The 19,404-nt window shown below is 70.1% G+C and carries 20 protein-coding genes; 4 read left to right on the top strand and 16 right to left on the bottom strand.

The features are described from left to right. Positions 1-6: 6 nt before the first annotated feature. Positions 7-948 (top strand): 5'-3' exonuclease, encoded by a 942-nt coding sequence (locus tag SACCYDRAFT_RS14130; protein WP_005457078.1) that lies wholly within the window; start codon positions 7-9, stop codon positions 946-948. A gap of 30 nt (positions 949-978) precedes the next feature. On the opposite strand, the gene SACCYDRAFT_RS14135 is transcribed toward SACCYDRAFT_RS14130, so the two are convergent. From SACCYDRAFT_RS14135 to SACCYDRAFT_RS14150, 4 genes are all read right to left on the bottom strand, one after another. After that, on the bottom strand, positions 979-1,392 hold the full coding sequence (locus SACCYDRAFT_RS14135) for a DUF4333 domain-containing protein (protein ID WP_005457082.1): 414 nt from the start codon (positions 1,390-1,392) through the stop codon (positions 979-981). 36 nt (positions 1,393-1,428) lie between these two features. Next, positions 1,429-2,622, bottom strand: coding sequence for a GNAT family N-acetyltransferase (locus SACCYDRAFT_RS14140; protein WP_005457083.1), 1,194 nt, complete (start codon positions 2,620-2,622; stop codon positions 1,429-1,431). A 50-nt stretch (positions 2,623-2,672) separates the two neighbouring features. Then, positions 2,673-3,419: a DUF4333 domain-containing protein gene (locus SACCYDRAFT_RS14145; RefSeq protein ID WP_005457084.1), complete on the bottom strand. Its 747-nt coding sequence runs from the start codon at positions 3,417-3,419 to the stop codon at positions 2,673-2,675. A gap of 127 nt (positions 3,420-3,546) precedes the next feature. Further along, positions 3,547-6,303: a DEAD/DEAH box helicase gene (locus tag SACCYDRAFT_RS14150; RefSeq protein ID WP_005457085.1), complete on the bottom strand. Its 2,757-nt coding sequence runs from the start codon at positions 6,301-6,303 to the stop codon at positions 3,547-3,549. Between the two features lie 124 nt (positions 6,304-6,427). Between SACCYDRAFT_RS14150 and SACCYDRAFT_RS14155 the strand changes: the two genes are divergently transcribed. After that, complete coding sequence (locus SACCYDRAFT_RS14155) at positions 6,428-6,802, top strand: MmcQ/YjbR family DNA-binding protein (RefSeq protein ID WP_005457086.1); 375 nt, start codon at positions 6,428-6,430, stop codon at positions 6,800-6,802. Here the strand turns inward: SACCYDRAFT_RS14155 and SACCYDRAFT_RS14160 are convergent. From SACCYDRAFT_RS14160 to SACCYDRAFT_RS14170, 3 genes are all read right to left on the bottom strand, one after another. Then, positions 6,791-7,270, bottom strand: a complete 480-nt coding sequence (locus SACCYDRAFT_RS14160; RefSeq protein ID WP_005457087.1) for an SRPBCC family protein — start codon at positions 7,268-7,270, stop codon at positions 6,791-6,793. The two genes, SACCYDRAFT_RS14155 and SACCYDRAFT_RS14160, sit on opposite strands and share 12 nt — an antisense overlap. Next, the gene (locus tag SACCYDRAFT_RS14165; RefSeq protein WP_005457088.1) at positions 7,267-7,632 is read right to left on the bottom strand and encodes an ArsR/SmtB family transcription factor; all 366 of its coding nucleotides are present in this window, start codon (positions 7,630-7,632) and stop codon (positions 7,267-7,269) included. The genes SACCYDRAFT_RS14160 and SACCYDRAFT_RS14165 overlap by 4 nt, the downstream gene beginning before the upstream one ends. Before the next feature lie 63 nt (positions 7,633-7,695). Next, entirely contained in the window at positions 7,696-9,177 is a 1,482-nt protein-coding gene (locus SACCYDRAFT_RS14170) for an MFS transporter (protein WP_005457089.1), read from the bottom strand. A 99-nt stretch (positions 9,178-9,276) separates the two neighbouring features. On the opposite strand from SACCYDRAFT_RS14170, the gene SACCYDRAFT_RS14175 reads away from it, so the two are divergent. Then, positions 9,277-10,203 (top strand): LysR family transcriptional regulator, encoded by a 927-nt coding sequence (locus tag SACCYDRAFT_RS14175; RefSeq protein ID WP_198284927.1) that lies wholly within the window; start codon positions 9,277-9,279, stop codon positions 10,201-10,203. A 9-nt stretch (positions 10,204-10,212) separates the two neighbouring features. Here SACCYDRAFT_RS14175 and SACCYDRAFT_RS14180 read toward each other — a convergent pair whose 3' ends face one another. From SACCYDRAFT_RS14180 to pafA, 7 genes are all read right to left on the bottom strand, one after another. Beyond that, on the bottom strand, positions 10,213-11,124 hold the full coding sequence (locus SACCYDRAFT_RS14180; RefSeq protein ID WP_005457091.1) for a diacylglycerol/lipid kinase family protein: 912 nt from the start codon (positions 11,122-11,124) through the stop codon (positions 10,213-10,215). Positions 11,125-11,127: 3 nt separating this feature from the next. After that, positions 11,128-12,072, bottom strand: a complete 945-nt coding sequence (tatC, locus tag SACCYDRAFT_RS14185) for a twin-arginine translocase subunit TatC (RefSeq protein ID WP_005457093.1) — start codon at positions 12,070-12,072, stop codon at positions 11,128-11,130. A 74-nt stretch (positions 12,073-12,146) separates the two neighbouring features. Continuing rightward, on the bottom strand, positions 12,147-12,509 hold the full coding sequence (gene tatA, locus SACCYDRAFT_RS14190; RefSeq protein WP_005457094.1) for a Sec-independent protein translocase subunit TatA: 363 nt from the start codon (positions 12,507-12,509) through the stop codon (positions 12,147-12,149). Between the two features lie 56 nt (positions 12,510-12,565). After that, the gene (locus SACCYDRAFT_RS14195; RefSeq protein WP_005457095.1) at positions 12,566-12,766 is read right to left on the bottom strand and encodes a bacteriophage holin; all 201 of its coding nucleotides are present in this window, start codon (positions 12,764-12,766) and stop codon (positions 12,566-12,568) included. A 9-nt stretch (positions 12,767-12,775) separates the two neighbouring features. Further along, the gene (locus tag SACCYDRAFT_RS14200) at positions 12,776-13,756 is read right to left on the bottom strand and encodes a helix-turn-helix transcriptional regulator (protein ID WP_005457096.1); all 981 of its coding nucleotides are present in this window, start codon (positions 13,754-13,756) and stop codon (positions 12,776-12,778) included. Further along, positions 13,753-14,733 carry a helix-turn-helix transcriptional regulator gene (locus SACCYDRAFT_RS14205; RefSeq protein WP_005457097.1) on the bottom strand — a complete coding sequence of 327 codons (981 nt, stop codon included), beginning with the start codon at positions 14,731-14,733 and terminating at the stop codon, positions 13,753-13,755. The genes SACCYDRAFT_RS14200 and SACCYDRAFT_RS14205 overlap by 4 nt, the downstream gene beginning before the upstream one ends. Positions 14,734-14,806: 73 nt before the next feature. Continuing rightward, on the bottom strand, positions 14,807-16,165 hold the full coding sequence (pafA, locus tag SACCYDRAFT_RS14210; protein ID WP_005457098.1) for a Pup--protein ligase: 1,359 nt from the start codon (positions 16,163-16,165) through the stop codon (positions 14,807-14,809). A gap of 136 nt (positions 16,166-16,301) precedes the next feature. Here pafA and SACCYDRAFT_RS14215 point away from each other — a divergent pair, with 136 nt between their 5' ends. Further along, entirely contained in the window at positions 16,302-17,744 is a 1,443-nt protein-coding gene (locus SACCYDRAFT_RS14215; RefSeq protein WP_005457099.1) for a bifunctional phosphatase PAP2/diacylglycerol kinase family protein, read from the top strand. A 17-nt stretch (positions 17,745-17,761) separates the two neighbouring features. On the opposite strand, the gene SACCYDRAFT_RS14220 is transcribed toward SACCYDRAFT_RS14215, so the two are convergent. Further along, positions 17,762-18,589 (bottom strand): MOSC domain-containing protein, encoded by an 828-nt coding sequence (locus tag SACCYDRAFT_RS14220; RefSeq protein ID WP_005457101.1) that lies wholly within the window; start codon positions 18,587-18,589, stop codon positions 17,762-17,764. A 6-nt stretch (positions 18,590-18,595) separates the two neighbouring features. Next, the gene (gene prcA / locus SACCYDRAFT_RS14225) at positions 18,596-19,387 is read right to left on the bottom strand and encodes a proteasome subunit alpha (protein WP_043536488.1); all 792 of its coding nucleotides are present in this window, start codon (positions 19,385-19,387) and stop codon (positions 18,596-18,598) included. Positions 19,388-19,404 lie beyond the last annotated feature (17 nt).

Consider the following 19,404-nt stretch of genomic DNA (forward strand, 5'->3'; position numbering starts at 1 on the left):
TGGCGCGTGACCGCCCCCCTGGTGCTGCTCGACGCCGCGAGCCTCTACTTCCGTTCGTTCTTCGCGCTGCCCGAGTCGATGACCGCCCCGGACGGCACCCCGGTGAACGCCGTACGCGGGTTCGCCGACACCGTGGCGCGCGTGCTCACCGATCGCCGTCCCGCGCGTCTGGTCGCGTGCCTGGACGCCGACTGGCGGCCCGAGTTCCGGGTGCGGGCGTTGCCCAGTTACAAGGCACACCGCGTCGCGGAGACGACGGACACGGGCGCGGACACCGAGGAGGTGCCCGACACCCTCACACCTCAGGTACCGATCATCCTGGAGTTGCTGGAGGCGGTCGGAATCGCCGTCGCCGAGGCCGAGGGTTACGAGGCCGACGACGTGATCGGCACGCTGGCGTCACGCGAGTCGGAGCGGCCCGTCGAGGTCGTCACGGGCGACCGTGACCTGTTCCAGCTCGTACGGCACGACCCGAGCCCGGTGTCCGTGGTCTACGTGGGCAAGGGTTGGGCCAGAGCCGAGGTGATGGGGCCGGAGGAGGTCGCCACGCGCTACGCACTGCCGGTGGAGAACGCGGGTGCCGCCTACGCCGACATGGCGATACTGCGCGGCGACCCGTCGGACGGCCTGCCCGGAGTGCCGGGCATCGGCGAGAAGACCGCGGCGAAGCTCATCACGCGATTCGGGTCGCTGGAGGGGCTGCTGAGCGCGGCACGCGACGCCGACCGCGACGTACCGCCGAAGACGCGCACCAGGCTCGCCGAGTCCGCCGACTACCTCGCCGCCGCTCCCCTGGTGGTGCGGGTGGCCACCGGCGCGCCCGTGACCGGGTCGGCCGACGACCGCGTCCCGGCCACGCCTGCCGACCCGAAGCGGGTGGCCGAACTGGTCGAGCGCTACAACCTCGGCGGATCGGTGAACCGCCTGCTGGCCGCGTTGCCCGGCTGAGGGGCGATGCGGCCGGTGTCCGGCCGACGTTCAGACGGGCAGTCCCACCTCGTAGCGGCCCTCGTCGTCGAGGATCTCGATGGGGATGCGCTGGCTCTCACCGGCGATGACGGCGGTGCAGTCGAACGTGGCGCCCTCGCGCACGGCAGGCCGCCGGGGGCAACGGACGCGTTCGACGTCGGCGATGCCGTAGCTGCCAGCGAGCACGGCCCGCACCGCCTCCTCCACGGCGTCTCCGTCGAGCGCCTTAGGTACCGGCGTCAACGAGAGAGAGGAGCTGGGTGACGTCGAGATCGACAGCGGCTCCGAGCTCTCGGTGGTGACGGCTGCGGGGGCGTCCTCCCCGCCACGGGCCCCGCCGTCACCGCCGCAGGCCGTCAACGCCAGCGCCGCGCAGACCGACACGGTGACCCACCACAGCCCTACGACACCGCGCACCCGCACGACAGGACACTCCACCACATTCGACGTCGACACCGATCAGAAGAACGTACCGCACCATGGCGCGTACCGCGTCCGGGTCAGCTCGTCGAGCCGTTCCGCCGTCACGGTGTCCGCGGCCCCGATCCTCCCCGCGGCCACCAGCGCCGACGGACGCCACCCGCCCGCGTAGACCATCGAAAGAGCGTCCACGTCGAGGCAGGCGTCCGGGGCCGAGTCAGTGCGTTCCACGCCGTCCGGGCCGACGCGGTAGCGGCCCGTGTTGTTCTCCAGCACCGGATCGGTGACCTCCAGCACCACCGGCTCACCGTGCCAGGTGCGGGCCGTCAGGGCGGCCTCGACGTCCACGAGCCGCAGCCACGACTCGTCGGCGACCGTCCTCGTCTCGCAGGCCCGGGGATCGGTGAACAGCAACTCCAGCGGCTCGTCCAGGCCGCGGTTCCGCACGGTGATTTCGCCGACCAGGTCGACCGAGAGCAGGAATCGCCACAGACCGGCGAAGGCGGAGGCGTCGGCGTAGTGTAGATCGATCACGTTCATCGTCCCGGACATGCCGGAGTCACGGTCGACCCGGTAGACGGCGAACCCGTCCGGCCCGTCCGTACCGTGGTGCACCACCGTGACGACGTTCCCCTCGCTCTGGCGCAGGTGCGAGAACATACCGGGCCACCACCGCTCGGTCCGGGTCATCATGCCCGGCCGCAGCGGTATCCGCGCGTACACGTCGGGCAGCCGCCGTTCGGCCTCGTCGACGGTGAGCAGTTCCACCTCGCCGCCTTCGGGCACACCGGGCCGCAGCCGCGCACGTTCCCGGTACACGGTGCAGTCACGCATCCGGCTGGCGATGCCGTAGCCGAACCGGCCGTAGATCACGCCCTCCGTCGCGTACAGGACGGCGGCGGTGACTCCGCGCTCGGCGAACTCGGTGAGCTGGTGACGCATCAACGCTGTCAGCACCCCGCGCCTGGTGCGGTCGGCGCGGACCCCGACCCCGGTGACCGCCGCCATCGGTAAGCGGGTTCCCCCGGGCACGACGAGTTCAGCGTCGGTCGACCTCGCGGTGCCGATCAGGTGCTCGTCGAACGCCCCGAGCGCCCGGCCCGGCTGGTACACACCCCGGACGCGCTCCCACTGCTCGTCGGTCGCCGGACCGGCGTGGAGAGCGGCACGGAACAGCGTGTGCGCCGCACGGAACTCGTCGTCGCGCAGGGCGCGGACCACAACATCGTTCATGGGTCGATCCTGTCGTGCGGGGCGGGGTGCGCACCACAGGTTATTCCGCGTCAGCCCTTCGGCGTGGGCCTGTCGACGTTGTAGTGCCCCTCGTCACTGGTGACCGTGATCTTCACGGTCTGCTGTTCGCCCTCTACCGTGACGCCACAGGTGTAGGTGTGGTCCTTCTCGACCGGCTGGCCGTCCGGGCAGTCGACCTGGCTGGTGTCCGGGTAGCCGTACTCCTTCACCAACAGGTCCTGCACCGACTGCTCGACGCTCTGCTCGTCGAAGGTCCTGGTGTTGAGCAGGCCGGGTTTCCAGAACAACACCACGGCCGCGGCGGCGACCACGACCACGGCCGCCCCGATGCCGATCCAGAGCTTCTTGCCGCCGCCGGACTTGCCCGGCTGCGCGCCACCCGGCTGCTGACCATAGGCGGGTTGCTGACCGTAGGCGGCCTGCTGGTCGTAGCTGGCCTGCTGGCCGTAGGCGGCCTGCTGGTCGTAGGCAGGCTGCTGACCGTACGTGGGCTGCTGGCCGTAGCCCTGCCCGTAGGCGCCGTACTGACCCTGCTGACCCTGCTGCGGATACGCGGCCTGCTGGCCATAGGCGCCCGCACCCGCTCCCTCGTACGGGTTCGGGGCGGGCTGCTGACCGTACTGCGGCTGTTGACCGTGTGAAGTGCCGTAGGCGGGCTGGCCGTAGGTGGGTTGCTGGCCGTATCCACCGGACTGGGGGAACCCACCGGACGCTGGGTCCGCGGGCGGTTGCTGACCCCACTGCGCGGGGTTGTTGCCTCCGTACGGCGCGCTCATCGTGTTGCCCTTCCGCGTGTCACAGCCATGGACGTCGCACTGTCACGGCAGCTCCCGCGCTGCGGTCTGCCTCTTGCCGAATCCAACCACACCGGCGATGTCACCGACACGTCTGCCCGGCGCTTCCTCAGACCTCTCCCGCGGCGACCACACCCCGCCGGAGCAGGCGTGACGCCTTGCCCGCCGCGCCGCCAACGGGATGTTCCCTGCCGAGCACGTCCTTGATCTGGTCGAGCAGGTCCACCACCTGCCGCGACCAGCGCACGAAGTCGCCCGCCGACAGTTCCTGGCCGTTCACCTCAGCGGTGGTCAGCACCTTCTCCAGACTCTCCCCGCGCGCCCACCGGTAGACAGGCCAGGCGAACCCGGCGTCAGGTTCGCGAGTGCGGTCGAGGCGGTGCCTGCGCTCGTCGTCGACAAGGTCCGTCCACACTCGCACGGTCTCCTGCCAGGCCTCGGACACCGGTCCCGAGGGCAGCTTCGACTCGGCGGGGGAATCCCGCCGCGCCTCGTACACCAGCGTGGAGACCACTGCGGCGAGTTCGGCGGGGGCGAGCCCGTGCCACAACCGCTGGCGGATGCACTCGGCGGCCAACAGGTCCGACTCGCTGTACAGGCGGGCCAGCAGTCGCCCGTGTTCGGTGACAGTGTCACCACCGTCGTCGAGGTAGCCGCGTTCGGACAGCAACCCGCGAATGCGGTCGAACGCGCGGGCCAGTGAGTGGGTCGTCGCCGCGACCTTGCGTTTGAGCTGCTCGGTCTCCGCCTCCAGGCGCAGGTAGCGCTCGACCCACCGCAGGTTGGCTTCCCGGTCGGGCGTCCCGTGCACCGGGTGGGAGCGCAGCTCCCGCCGGAGCTCTCCCAGCTCCGGGTCGGAGTGGGCGTCGGAACGCCACTTCTGCCGCCGGGGCGGGCGCAGGCCCAGGTTACGCAGCGACGAGGCGATGTCGCGGCGGGTCTTGGGTGAGCGCAGCTCGACGTGCTTGGGCAGCTTCAACCTGCCCAGCGGCTCCACAGGCGCCGGGAAGTCGGACAGCGAGAGGGCACCGGACCAGCGGTCTTCGGTGACCACGACGGGCCTCGGCTCGTCGAACTGGTCCACCCCGGGATCGACCACCACGGCCAGCCCCGCACGCCGCCCCTGCGGGACGGCGATGACGTCACCCTTGCGGAGCTTCTCCAGCGACCGGGCGGTCTGCGCACGCCGGGCGGTCGTGTTCTGCCGTGCCAGCACCTTCTCCCGGTCGGACACCCGCTTGCGCAGAGCCAGGTACGACCGCAGCTCGTCGACGTCACCGGTGACCGCGTCGGCGTACCCGCGCAACGCCTCGGCATTGCGCTCGATGCGGCGGGACAGCCCCACCACCGAGCGGTCGGCCTGGAACTGGGCGAACGACTGCTCCAGCAGCTCCCGAGCCTTGGCCGACCCGAACCGACCCACCAGGTTCACGGCCATGTTGTAGCCGGGCCGGAACGACGACCGCAGTGGATACGTGCGTGTGGAGGCCAGCCCGGCGACCTGCCTTGGATCGACCCCCGGCTGCCACACCACCACGGCGTGCCCCTCGACGTCGATCCCCCGCCTGCCCGCACGGCCGGTGAGCTGCGTGTACTCGCCGGGAGTGAGGTCCACGTGCGCCTCGCCGTTGTACTTGACGAGCCGTTCGAGCACGACGGTGCGGGCGGGCATGTTGATGCCCAGAGCGAGGGTCTCGGTGGCGAACACGACCTTGACGAGCCCGCGGACGAACAACTCCTCCACGGTCTCCTTGAACGCGGGCAGCAGCCCCGCGTGGTGGGCGGCGATGCCCTGCTCCAGCGCTTCGCGCCACTCCCAGTAGCCGAGCACGGCGAGGTCGTTCTGCGGCAGGTCGGCGGTGCGCTCGTCGACGATGCGGCGTACCTGCTCGACCTCCTCGGGAGTGTTGAGCCGCAGTCCGCTACGCACACACTGGGCCACGGCGGCGTCACAACCCGCTCGCGAGAAGATGAACACGATCGCGGGCAGCAGTCCGGCCGCATCGAGACGGTCGACGACCTCGGTGCGGGACGGTGGCCGGTAGCGCGGTCCCCGGTAGGGCGCTCCGCGTCGGCCGCGGCCCCGAAGCCCGGCGGGAGCGTGCATGCGCGCGGTGTCCTCGACCCGGCGCAGGAGCTGCGGGTTCAGTTTGGCCTCACCGGTGTCCGCGGCGTCGGCGGCGAACAGGTCGAGCATGCGACCACCGACGAACATGTGCTGCCACAACGGCACGGGGCGGTGCTCGTCGACCACCACGGTGGTGTCACCGCGCACCTCCACCAGCCACTCACCGAACTCCTCGGCGTTGCTGACCGTGGCCGAGAGGCCCACCACGCGCACGTAGGCCGGCAGGTGCAGGATGACCTCCTCCCACACCGCGCCACGGAACCGGTCGGCGAGGTAGTGCACCTCGTCCATCACGACGTAGCCGAGGTCGTCGAGCGCGGCGGAGTTCGCGTACAGCATGTTGCGCAGCACCTCGGTGGTCATCACCACGATCTGCGCACTGCCGTTCACGGAGGTGTCGCCGGTCAGAAGGCCGACGGCGTCGGGGCCGTACCGCTCGACCAGGTCGCCGTACTTCTGGTTCGACAACGCCTTGATGGGCGTGGTGTAGAAGCACTTGCGCCCCTCGGCCAGGGCCAGATGCACGGCGAACTCGCCGACGACGGTCTTCCCCGCACCGGTCGGCGCGCACACCAGCACGCCGTGCCCGTCCTCGAGGGCCTCGCAGCCCTGGATCTGGAAGTCGTCGAAGTCGAACGCCACGTCAGCGGCGAATCGCGCGAGCTGTGGGTACCTTCCGCGGCGCCGCGCCGCCGCGTAGGCCTCGGCCGGGCTCGGGGATGAAGTGGAGGAGTCCACGATCGCCAGGGTTTCACACCCGACCGTGCGCGTGCACGGGGTGGGTACCGCGGCGCCGCGAACCGGCCGCGGCAGTCGGTTCGAGCACCCGAACTGTCGGCGACCGGCGCTACGCTGCGGCGACATGGGAGTGTGGAGTGCGAAACGGTTACGGTCGCTGTGCCTGTCTTTGCCGGGGACCCGGGAACGGTTCCCGTTCTCGCCCGAACTCAGCGTGTTCTTCGTGGAGGAGAAGATGTTCGCGCTGTCGGCGCTGGACGGCCGACCGCTCACGGTGAGCCTGAAGTGCGACCCGGAGCACTCACTGTACCTGCGCGACACCTACCCCGCGATCACCCCCGGCTACCACCTGAACAAGCGCCACTGGAACACGGTGGTGCTGGACGGTTCCGTGCCCGAAGACCTGGTGACCGACCTGGTGTACGAGTCGTACGACCTGGTGGTGGCGGGGTTGCCGAAGTACCGGCGTGAGCGGCTGGCCGCCGGGTCAGGCGAGTAGCGCGTCGAGTTTCTCGTAGCCCTCGACGACGCCGGTCTCCATGCCGCTGGCCAGCATCGCGTCGCGGGACTCCAGGGTGTCCACGATCGACAGGATCGTGACGCGAGTCCGGCCGCCGCCGAGGTCGTCGAACGTGGCGGTCTCCAGGCTGACGGCGTCGGGCATGGCGGTGAAACCGAACGTCTGCACCAGCCTGCTGGGGGTGCGCACCTCGTGGAACGAGCCGTAGAACTCCGCCACCAGCTCGCCGCCACGCCAGTTGGTGTAGCGGTAACTGCCGCCGGTGCGGACGTCCCAGGCGTCGATGCGCATCTCGAGGTCTTTCGGACCCAGCCAGCGGACAACGAGCTCCGGTTCCGTCCAGGCCCGGAAGACCTTGTCCGGCGGGGCGTCGAACTCGCGCACGATCCGTATCGACGGCAGGTCGGGAACGGCTTCGATCAGGGTGTCTCGGGTCTTGGTCGTCATGATGCCTCCTGCTGGGCGTCGCCGGGGGTCCCGGCGTCGGTGTCGGTGAGTTCCTCCAGCACGGCGTCGAGGCGGCGGAACCGTTCCTCGGCGGCGAGCCGGTAACGCTCGATCCACTTGCTCATCAGGTCCAGCACGTCCGCCTCCAGGTGGCACGGTCTGCGCTGGGCCTGCCTGCTGCGGCTGATCAGCCCGGCGTCCTCCAGCACGCGCAGGTGCTTGGAAACCGCCTGCAGCGACACGTCGTAGGGCTCGGCCAACTCGGCCACCGTGGCGTCCCCGGCGGCGAGCCGGGCCACGATGTCACGACGGATCGGGTCTCCGAGCGCGGCGAACATGCGCGACAGCTGATCGTCAGCCACCGAACCTCTCCTGCTTCTCAACCAATTGGTTGAATATCACCGTAGCCTCCTCGGACTCGGTAGTCAACCGTTCGGTTGAATACGGGACCGGGCAAGGAAACGCAACAGCACCAGCGCGGCCACGGCCAGCGCCAGGTTCCCCACGAGCGCGGTCGTGAACGCGTTCAGATGCGATGCCGTGACGAACGGTCCGTCACCCAGCGATGTGGAGAACACCAGTCCCAGCACCGTGACACCCAGCGACATGCCGAGCTGGCCCGCGGTTTCCAGCACACCGCCTGCGGCACCGGCGGAACGCTCGGGGACTTCACCCAGGGCCGCACCGAACAGGGGACTCACCCCGAGCCCCTGACCGAACCCGACGATCGCCAGCGGCCCCACGAGCGCCCAGCCCGTGACTTCAGCGCCATCCAGCCACACCGTCGTCAGCAGCACGGCCGTGCCGACGGCGTTGGCGCCGTACCCGAGCGTCAGCACGTGGTGGCCCCACCGAGCGGACAACCAGGGACCGATCAGCGACGCCACCGCGAACGCCACCGCCAGCGGAGCGAACACCGACCCCGCCGTCAGCGGCGAGTAGCCGAGCCCGTCCTGCAGCGTCAGCGTCAGCACGAAGAACAATCCGGCGTTGCCCGCGAAGAACACCACCGCGATACCGTTTCCCGCCGCGAAGCTACGCAGTGTCAGCAGGTCGGGGTCCACCAGGGGCGATCCACCCCGCCTCTTCAGGCGCCGCTCCCACACCACGAACGCCGCGAGCAGGGGCAGCGACGACGCCAGCGACACCCACGTCCACCACGGCCATCCGGCGTGGTCGCCTTCGACCAACGGCACCGACAGCGCCAGCAGCGCCGCGGAGAGCAGCACGACGCCGGTCACGTCGAGCGCACCCCGCACGCGGCCGGGCGCGCGCTCACCCCTGGGCAGAAAGCGCAGTGCGCCCACGACGGTGGCGACGCCCACGGGCACGTTGACCAGGAAAACCAGGCGCCACCCCAGTCCCCACACGTCCAGGTGCAGGAGCAGCCCTCCCACGAGTTGCCCGGCGATCGAGGCCAACCCGATGGTGGCGCCGAAGAGTGCGAACGCCGTCGCCCTGGCCCGGCCGTCGAACCCGATGCGCAGGACCGCCAGCACCTGGGGGTAGAACAACGCGGCACCGCCGCCCTGCACCAACCGGGCGACGATCAACGACGTCGCGTCCGGTGCGGGTCCGGCCGCCAACGAGGCCAGGGTGAACACACCCACCCCCGCCACGAACATGCGCCGGGCCCCGTGGAGATCACCGAGCCTGCCCCCGAGCACGAGCAACAACCCGTACACGAGCACATAGCCACCGACGACGAGTTCGATCTGCGCGAAGCTCGCGTTCAGCTCCGAACGCACCGACGGAACGGCCACGTTCACGACGAACGAGTCCATGATCGCGAGGAAGGTCCCCGCCAGCGCGACCCCGAGGACCCACCAGCCACGTCCGGTGATGCTCCGCTCGGTCCGCGCTCGCCGTCCTGCGGGGACGGTCCGCAGTTCGGTCTCCGCACTCATCGTCGCCTCCTCGCCGTGCCGTTTCGGACACTGGAAACGATCACTCCGCGCTGGAGCCGGAACAACGACGCGCTGCGCACCATTCGATAATCTGCACTTATGGTTCCTGGTGCGGTGCCCGAGCGGCACGAGATGGACGCGTTCCTCGTCCTGGCCGAGGAACTGCACTTCGGGCGCACCGCTGAGCGCCTGCACCTCACCCAGGCGCGCGTGAGCCAGACGATCCGCAAGCTCGAACGCCGCATCGGGGCACCGCTGTTCGAGCGCACCAGTCGCCGGGTAACCCTCACTCCACTCGGAGAGCGATTCCGCGACGACCTCGCCCCCCTGCACCAAGGACTCGCGGACGCGCTGGCTCGGGCACAGGCCACCGCTCGCGGAGTCGACGGCAGCCTGCACGTCGGGTTCCTCGGTCTGGCAGCCGGCGAACTCACCCCCGAACTGCTGGACACGTTCGCACAGCGTCACCCGCGCTGCGAGGTCGTGATGCGTGAGACGCACTTCAGCGATCCACTGGGGCCACTGCGTTCCGGCGAGGTCGACCTTCTGCTCACGCGACTGCCCGTGGAAGAGCCGGACCTGACGGTCGGGCCGGTCGTGTTGTCCGAGCCGAGGGTGCTGGCCGTGCCGACCCGACACCGGCTCGCCCGGCGCGAACGCGTGTCCCTCGACGAGCTGGCCAGTGAGACGACATTCGGCGTCGCCGGGTCCGCACCCGGCTACTGGTGGGACTTCCATGTGCCGCCCGCGACGGCCGACGGCAGGCCGATCCACCGTCGGGAGTCGGTCAGCACCTTCCAGGAACTGCTCGCACTCGTCGCCGCGGGACGCGGGGTGTCCCCGCTGGCGGCGTCCGTACGGACATACCACAACCGGCCCGACGTCGTGTTCGTCCCGCTGGACGGGGTACCACCCACCGACGTGGCCGTGGTCTGGCGCACCGCCTCGGTCACCGCCCGCGTGCGCGCCTTCGTTCAGGCCGCGGAAGACACCGTCGCGGCCAACGGCGGTCCCGCCACCCGCTGACCCGGCGGGTCAGCCGAGCACCGACAACGCACCCGGCACGCACGTCACGCTCACCGGCAGCGCGCCGACGGGATCGCCGTCGGCGAACACCGGCCACTCCGGAGCGCCCGCCACGTGGACGCGCGACGCACGCAGCGTGTGCACGGAAGGGTGGCGCACGTGGGTGCCGGTACGCAGCCTCGGCAGGATTCGGGCGAGCCGCAGCGGGCTCACCGGGCCGACGACCGTCACGTCGAACGCCCCGTCGTCGTACACCGCGGACGGGCAGATGGGGATGCCGCCGCCGTAGAACGCGGTGTTGCCCACCGCCACCAGCGTCGCCCGCAACGTCAACCGCCCGGCGTCCGTGTCCACCACCACCGGCCGTGGGCGCAACGACATCAGCTCTTGGAGCAGCGCGACGTCGTAGCGGCGTGGTCCGCGTGGCCATGGCATGCTGTTGGCGCGAGCGTTGACGGCCGCGTCGAAACCCGTGCAGAGCACCGTGCCGAACCAGCGTGCCGCCGCCGCGTCGGCGCCGTCCACACGGCCGAGGTCGAGGCGGCGTGGAGGGCGCCGACGTCCGTGCCGCAACGCCGAGACCAGCGCGTCCAGAGCGGCGCGCGGATCACGGGGAATTCCGAGTGCGCGGGCGAAGTCGTTGCCGGTACCGCAGGGAACGAGGCCGAGTGACACGTCCGTACCCGCACAGCACTGAACAGCCTGGTGCGCGGCCCCGTCGCCGCCCAGCACGACGAGCGCGTCCAGACCCGACGTCCGGCAGTCGGCCACCCGCTGCCGGAACCGCTCGGGTGAGGCGGGCGTGATCAACTCAAGGTGGGCCGCCTCGGCGCGCAGCCGTGCGGCCACCGTGCCCGCCATCCGCGCGGCCGTGCCCTGACCCGAGTCGGGATGCACGGCCAGAGCCAGTCGCCACCCCATACGTCAGGTGACGTCCTCGGTGCGTGACCTACCGTCCCCGGTACGCGGTTCGTCGATCGTGCTCGGCGTGTAGTGGAACGGGGCCGCCTCGTCGTCGGAGAGCTGGTCCCAGTTCTCCTCGCCGCGGCGCCGGGCCTTGCGCTTGTCGTGGATACGGGTGATCTGGAGCGACAGTTCCAACAGCACGGTCAACGCACCCGCCAGCGCGAGCATGGAGAACGGATCGGCAGGCGTCACGAAGGCCGCGAAGACGAACGCGATGAAGATCAGACCTCGGCGCCACTTGCTGAGTTGGGCGTAGCTGACCACACCCACGCGGTTCAGCATGATCACCAGCAGGGGAACCTCGAAGCTCACCCCGAAGATCAGCAGCAACGACAGCACGAAGGAGACGTACTTGTCACCGGTGAACCAGGTGTCGAACGAGCCACCGCCGAAGTTCACCAGGATCTCCAGGGCGAACGGCACCATGGCGTACGCGAGTACCGCTCCTCCGGCGAACAGCACGCTCGCGAACCCGACGAACGTGAGCGCGTACTTGCGTTCCCGCGTGTACAACCCCGGAGCGATGAACGCCCAGAGCTGGTAGAGCCACACCGGGGCGAACAGCACCGCACCGGCCGTCAGACCCACCTTCAACTGGATCATGAAGGCTTCGAACGGAACGGTCTGCAGCAGCCGGCACGGCGGCTCCTTCGGAAACCGGTGCTCGGCCGGGATCGAACAGTACGGTCCGGTGACGATGTCACCGAGCGACGGGATGGGCCCCACCCGGTTGGCGAACCAGAGGAACCCAAGGATGCCACCCACGACCAGCGCGATCAGAGCGAAACCCAGGCGACGGCGGAACTCGTAGATGTGCTCGATCAGCGTCATGGTGCCGTCGGGATTGTGCCGACGGCTGCGCTTACGCCGCTTGCTGGTGCGGTCGTTCGAGGAATCCGCCACGAACCGTGTCCGTTTCCATCCCGTGTTGACGAATCAGGCCTGAGCGGGCAGCGCCCTCGGCGCCGCCGAGGGCATCAGCCCGCGTGCTTCTGCGACTGCTGAGCCGCCTGCTGCCGCTTCAGCTCGTCGAGCTGACGCTGGAGTTGCTCGACCTGGTCGTCGGTGCTGGGCGCCGGGGTGGCCGCCGGAGGCGTGGTTGTCGACGACGGCAACTGTCGGGTGTCGGGCTCGGTCACCGAAGGCTCCGGAGCCACAGTCTGCGCGGTGGTCGCCGAGTCGGAGGTCTGGCCGGACTCGCGCATGTCCTTGGTCTCGGCCTTGAAGATCTTCATGGACTTGCCGATCGACCTGGCAGCGTCGGGCAGGCGCTTGGCGCCGAACAGCAGGACCACGACAAGAACCAGAATGATCAAATGCCACGGCTGCAACGCATTCATCGCCTGGCCTCCTTACTCGTTCAGGGTCGATCGTACTGTGCTGCCGCGGTGTCGCGTCAGTGGCGGCGACCCTGGCGGATCGCGACACCGACCGCTGCGGACCGAGCCCGCAGCAACCCGACCCGATCACCGGTGCGAGCCGACACCATGCTGGCTGCCTCACGGAACGTGCGCAAGAGCCGGAACACACGAAACGCGACAAGGCCGAAACCGGCTACCGCGGCCACGACGAGCGCGGCACTCACCACGTACAACACGGACCCACCCTAGCCAGCCGAGGTTGCGGTGAGGTGACGAGCACGTGCCAGCGCCTCGGCCGCCCGCTGTCGCACAGCCTGTGCGGCCCACTCGGGCTTCTCGACCGTCACCTGGCCGTGCTGCCGGAGCACCAGCCGCACCAGCCACGACTCGTCGGCGTAGCGCATCCGCACCCGCAGACGACCGCCGTCGAGCTCGTCGAGCTCCTCACACTGGTAGTACTCGGCCACCCACCGCGCGTCCGGCTCGAGCACGAGTTCGGCCTCCGGATACTCGGATCGCCGCGGGAAGACGCCCTCGGACAAATCCTTCGGCGTCGCGGTCTCCGGCGGGGCGGCCCGCTCGTCCAGCACCGCCAGCTCGTCGATCCGATCGAGACGGAACAGGCGGACGGAGGAGGCCCTGCGGCACCACGCCTCCAGGTAGCTGATGCCCTGCACGATCAGCAGCCGCATCGGGTCAACCGTGCGTTCGGTGATCGCGTCCTTCGACGCGCTGTAGTAACGCAGCCACACCGCACGACCGCCCCGCAACGCCTGCCGCAACGTCTCACGCGTCGACGTTGTGGCCGCCGCTTCGCGGGTACCGCTGCCCACCACCACACCGGAGGGGCGGGCGTCGCCCGACGCGGCCTCGATCTTGGCGATGGCCCTGTGCACGCTGTCGGCGTCGACCACACCCGGCGTCTCGGCCAACGCCCGCAACGCGATCAGCAGCGCGCTCGCCTCCGCACCGGTGAGCCGGAGCGGACGGCGCATGCCCGCGTCGTAGGTCACCGACACGGTGTCACCGTCGAACGACAGGTCGATCAGATCGCCCGGGCCGTAACCCGGCAGGCCGCACATCCACAGCAGTTCCAGGTCCTTGCGCAACTGCCGCGGCGTGACACCGAAGTCGCGGGCCGCCTCGTCGATCCGGATCCCCGGCCGGGCCAGCAGGTACGGCACGAGCGCGAGCAGCCTGGGAAGCCGATCACCCGATCCACTCACCTCGACACCTCCTGCGCGACTCGTTCCCACCGATCGGCGACCGCCTTGGCCAACACGTCCGGCTCCAGCACCAACGCGTCGGGGCCGTGGCCCGCGATCCAGTCGGCGGCGCTCTCGGGCGCCCAGAGATCCAGCTCCACCACGTCGCCGTCGACGTCGGCGACCGTGCGGCGACCCACCACCGTGGCATGACGGCGGATGCCGGCCGCGCGCCCCTCCGCGAGCCACAACCGCGCCCGCATCACCGGCTGGGGGTCCCGCTCGCCACCGACGCCCGCGACGAACTCCAGCAGGTTCACGTCGCCGGGCCGCGTCACGGCTCCCGCCCGGCCCAGGGCCCGCACCGGCCCGGTGACGCGTGACAGGCGGAAACACCGTGGCGCGTCCCGGTCCCGGTCATGGCCCACGAGGTACCAACGCGCCCGCCACGACACCACGCCCCACGGCTCCACCGTGCGCTCTCGCCGCTCCGGCGACGAGGAGCGCCGGTAGTCGAACCGCACCACCCTGCCCTGCTGCACGGCCGACAGCAGTGGAGCGAACGCGGGCTCGGCGTGCACCCTCGGCTCCACGGGAGTGGCCGCGTTCTCGTCGACCTCGACCCCCGCGGCCCGTAGCTTCACCAGCGCGCCCTGCGCCTGCCCGGTCAACTCGGGCGAATCCCACAGCCGTACCGCGAGCGCGACCGCGGCGGCCTCGTCGGGCGCCAGCTCGACGTCCCCCAGCTCGTAGTCGCGACGGGCGATGCGATACCCCTCAACGGGATCGAACACCGAGTTGCGCCCGGTCTCCAGCGGAATGCCCAGCTCTCGCAGCTCCGCCTTGTCGCGCTCGAACATGCGTGAGAACGCCTCGTCGCTCGTGGCGTCGACGTATCCGGGCACGATGCCGCGGATCCGCTCGGACGTCAGGTACTGCCGAGTCGACAACAGAGCGAGCACCAGGTTCACCAGGCGCTCGGCACGGGCGGTGGACACCTTGTAACCCTATCGCCCACCCGGCAAGCCCCTCCCACGGCCGGGCCCCTTCTCACCCGGCCCGGCGAGCTGTTCACAACGAGCTGATCAGCCGCTCCACCCGCTCGTCCACCGAGCGGAACGGGTCCTTGCACAACACGGTGCGCTGCGCCTGGTCGTTCAGCTTGAGGTGCACCCAGTCGACGGTGAAGTCACGCCCGGCCTGCTGGGCCGCGGCGATGAAGTCGCCCCGCAGCTTCGCCCGCGTGGTCTGCGGCGGGGTGTCCTTGGCGAGCTCGATCTCGCCGTCGTCGGTGATCCGCCGCACCAGCCCCTTGCGCTGCAACAGGTCGAACACACCCCTACCACGCCGGATGTCGTGGTAGGCGAGGTCGAGCTGAGCGACCCTCGGGTCGGAGAGCACCAGGTTGTGCTTGCTGCGGTAGCGCTCCACCAGCCGGTGTTTGATCGCCCAGTCGATCTCGGTGTCGATACCGGAGAAGTCCTGCTGCTCCACCGCGTCCAGTGCCCGCCCCCACAGGTCGATCACCTGGTGCGTCGCCGGGGAACCACCGTTCGTCTCGACGTGCTGGACCGCCCTGGCGTAGTACTCGCGCTGGATCTCCAGCGCCGAGGCCTCGCGCCCGCCTGCCAGCCGCACCTGCCGCCTGCCCGTCAGGTCGTGGCTGATCTCCCGGATCGCTCTGATCGGGTTGTCCAGCGTGAAGTCCCGGAACTGGACGCCCTCCTCGATCATCTCGAGCACGAGGTTCACCGAGCCCACCTTCAGCAGCGTCGTCGGCTCCGCCATGTTGGAGTCGCCGACGATCACGTGCAGCCTGCGGTAGCGCTCCGCGTCGGCGTGCGGCTCGTCGCGCGTGTTGATGATCGGCCGCGACCGCGTCGTCGCGCTCGACACGCCCTCCCAGATGTGCTCGGCTCGCTGGGACAGGCAGTACACCGCGCCGCGGGGCGTCTGCAGCACCTTCCCCGCCCCGCAGATGAGCTGCCGGGTCACGAGGAACGGCAGCAGCACGTCGGCCACCCTGGAGAACTCACCCGCCCGCGTCACGAGGTAGTTCTCGTGGCAGCCGTACGAGTTCCCCGCCGAATCGGTGTTGTTCTTGAAGAGGAAGATGTCGCCGCCGATCCCCTCGTCGGCGAGGCGACGTTCGGCATCGACCAGCAGGTCCTCCAGGATCCGCTCGCCGGCCTTGTCATGCGTCACCAGCTGGACGAGGTCGTCGCACTCGGCGGTGGCGTACTCCGGGTGCGACCCGACGTCGAGGTACAGCCGGGAGCCGTTGGACAGGAACACGTTCGAGGACCGGCCCCAGGACACGACCCGCCGGAACAGGTACCGCGCCACTTCGTCGGGAGACAACCTGCGCTGCCCGTGGAAGGTGCAGGTCACCCCGAATTCGGTTTCGATCCCAAAGATCCGCCGCTGCATCCTTCAAGGGTAGGCGCTTTCCGCCACGGTACGGTGAACGAAAGCTTTTCAGAACCGGGGTGGCCTAATCATCGACGCCGTCATCACCCACCTGGCGCGCCGACTGCGCCACGTGACCACAGCCGATCGTCTCGCCATGCGCTACAGCGCCGCCATCCCCCACACGCTCATGGACCCGGCGCTGTCCCGGCTCACCCGCTCCGCGGACAAGGGCCGCCTGTGGTGGGTCATCGCCGCGGGGCTCGCCACGCGCAAGGGCCCGGCCCGCCGCGCGGCGATGCGAGGTCTGGTGGCGCTCGCGGGCGCCAGCGTCACCGCCAACCTCATCGGCAAACCGCTGCTGCCGCGCAGGCGTCCCGCAGCCGAGGTCGTTCCCGAGATCCGGCGGCTGCGCAAACGCCCGACGTCCTCCTCGTTCCCCTCCGGCCATGCGGCTTCCGCCGCCGCATTCGTCACGGCCGCGGCCCTCGAGTCGCCGCGCCTCGGCGCCCTGCTGGCACCGCTGGGCGCCGCGGTGGCCTACTCGCGCGTGCACACCGGTGTGCACTGGCCGAGCGACATCGGCGCGGGGGCCGCACTCGGTGTCCTCGTCGCCCTGGCCACACGCCACTGGTGGCCGCCGCACACCGAGGCACGAGCCCACACCACACACCCCGCCGACGCCCCCGCGCTCCGCGAGGGTGAACACGTCCTCACCGTGGTGAACCCCAACTCCGGCAACCCCGCCGACGACCCGACCGCCGAGATCCGTGACCTGTGGCCGCGCGCCACCGTCATCCACCCCGAGCCCGGTGCCGATCTGCGCACCCAGCTCACCGACGAGCTGCGGCGTCGTGCCGGACAGGTCCGGGCGCTCGGTGTCGCGGGGGGTGACGGCACCGCCGCGGCCGTGGCCTCGGTCGCGGCCGACACCGGTCTTCCGCTCGCGCTCATCCCGGCCGGCACACTCAATCACTTCGCCCGCGACCTCGGTCTGCGCTACCTCGCCGACACGGACGCCGCGACCCGCGCGGGTGACGCCGTGGGAATTGACCTCGGCGAGGTGGAGATCGAGAGCGACCACGGCACAGTGCGCCGCTGGTTCGTCAACACGGCGAGCCTCGGGGGCTACCCGGAGATGGTGCGGTTGCGCGAGACCATCCAACGCCGTCACCCGAAGTGGCCCTCGGCCGTCATCGCCATGGTCCGCACCCTCCGGCGCGCCCGCCCCCTGCGGGTGCGGATGGACGGCGAGTACCTGCTGGTGTGGATGCTGTTCGTCGGCAACGGCACCTACGCCCCGAAAGGCGTCATCCCCTCACGGAGGCCCGCTCTCGACACGGGTCTGCTCGACGTCCGCTACCTGCGGGCCGACCGGCCGTACTCCCGCGTGCGCTTCCTGCTCGCCGTCGTCACGAACACGCTGGGTACCAGTCACGTCTACACGCAGCGCGACCTGGCCGCGCTGGACGTGGCCATCCTCGACGGCAACCGTCGCATCGCCACCGACGGCGAAGTGGGTCCGCTCGGCCACCGGTTCCGGTTCCGCTCCCGGCCGAGTGCCCTATCGGTCTACCGCCCCGGCAGGCGGTCCTCGTAGCGGCGTCCCGAAGCCGCTCAGGAAGCGGCCCAGCGGGTCACCCGCACCTCGTCCCCGACGGAAACCTTGCCGGTGCGGACGACCGAGAACTTGGCCCCGAATATCACGCCTCCGGCGATGCGCCGGTATTCCGCCAGCGTGCGCAGCGGCTCGGGTCCCCGGCGCTCACCCGTGGCCTGGTCGACCGTGGTCACCGCGCACCGGATCGCGACCTTGGTGAACCCCAGTTCCGCCTGGCCCACCTCGAACCGGCGCATCCGATCCTCGACGTGCGGCTCCTGCTCACCTTCGACCACGATGTTGGGGCGGAAGCGGTTCATCGGCAACGCCGGCAGGCCTTTGTCCTCCAAGCGGGCGTTGAGTTCCTCCACGCTGCGCGTCGACACCACCAGTACCGCACTGCTGTCGGCGAACCCCGAGGTTCCCGGAGTCTCCCCGTCCGTCACCCGGTCGTGCTCCGGAGGCACTCGCACCAGTCGGCACGGGCGTGCCAACACCGTCGACAACCATTCGGCGGCCTGCTCACCCTGGTCGACACCGCGGTAGGGAGCACCGTGCATCCGCACGGCCATCCGGGGACCGGCGTCCTCACCGGTGTCCACGGCAACGTCGATCGGCTCGATATCCGGCGCGGCCAGCGTCAACCGCCCTCCGTCACCGCTGACGGAGGGCCGCACCACTGCGAGACGCGGATCGCGGCGCTGGCTGAGGAACCCGCCCTCGGGGTCCACCACCATGAACTTCCGGTCGTGCTCCAAGCCCGCATGTCCGAAGACGCCCTCACTCAGCTCGACGCCCGCGCACCCCTTCACGGGGTAGTGGAACAGACCCGCGACACGCACCACCGTGACTCAGCTCGTCTCGCCGTCGTCCGCGGACGACTCGGCCGCACCCGAAGCGGTCTCCGCCGAGGACTCGCCCTGCTCCGCGCTCGGCATCAACGCCTCCAGCGCCGCGCCGGTGATCCGGCGGAACTTCCGGCCGGGACGCTCGCGGTCGAGCACCGCGACCTCCAGCTTGCCCGGCTCCAGGTCGCTGTTGGCCGTCGAACCGCCGCCCGAGGAGTTCCTCGACGGCGCCCGCAACGCGTCCACCGCCACGGCCAGCGCGGCGTTCAGCTCCATGCCGTCGGAGAACGTGTCCTTCAGCTTCGCGTTGATGGCGTCGGTCTGGCCGCCCATGACCACGTACTTCGGCTCGTCCATCACGATCGAACCGTCGTAGGTCAGGCGGTACAGCTCGTCCTCGTCCGAGTTGTCGCCGACCTGGGCCACACAGATCTCCACCTCGAACGGTTTCAGCTGCTCCGTGAAGATCGTGCTCAGTGTCTGCGCGTACACGTTGGCCAGCGCCCGCGCGCTCACGTCACGGCGGTCGTACATGTACCCCTGGAGGTCGACGTGGCGGATACCGCCGCGGCGCAGGCTCTCGAACTCGCTGTAGCGCCCCACCGCGGCGAAACCGATGCGGTCGTAGATCTCGGAGACCTTGTGCAGCGTCGGTGACGGGTTCTCCGCCACGAACAACACACCGCCCCGGTACTTGAGCACGACTACGCTGCGTCCCCGGGCGATGCCCTTCCGAGCGAGCTCCGAACGCTCGCGCATCAACTGCTCTGGTGAGGCGTACAGCGGCATCGTCACTGGCGTTGGCTCCGCTC

Origin of the sequence: Saccharomonospora cyanea NA-134, from assembly GCF_000244975.1 — a bacterium.
Lineage (GTDB): Bacteria > Actinomycetota > Actinomycetes > Mycobacteriales > Pseudonocardiaceae > Saccharomonospora > Saccharomonospora cyanea.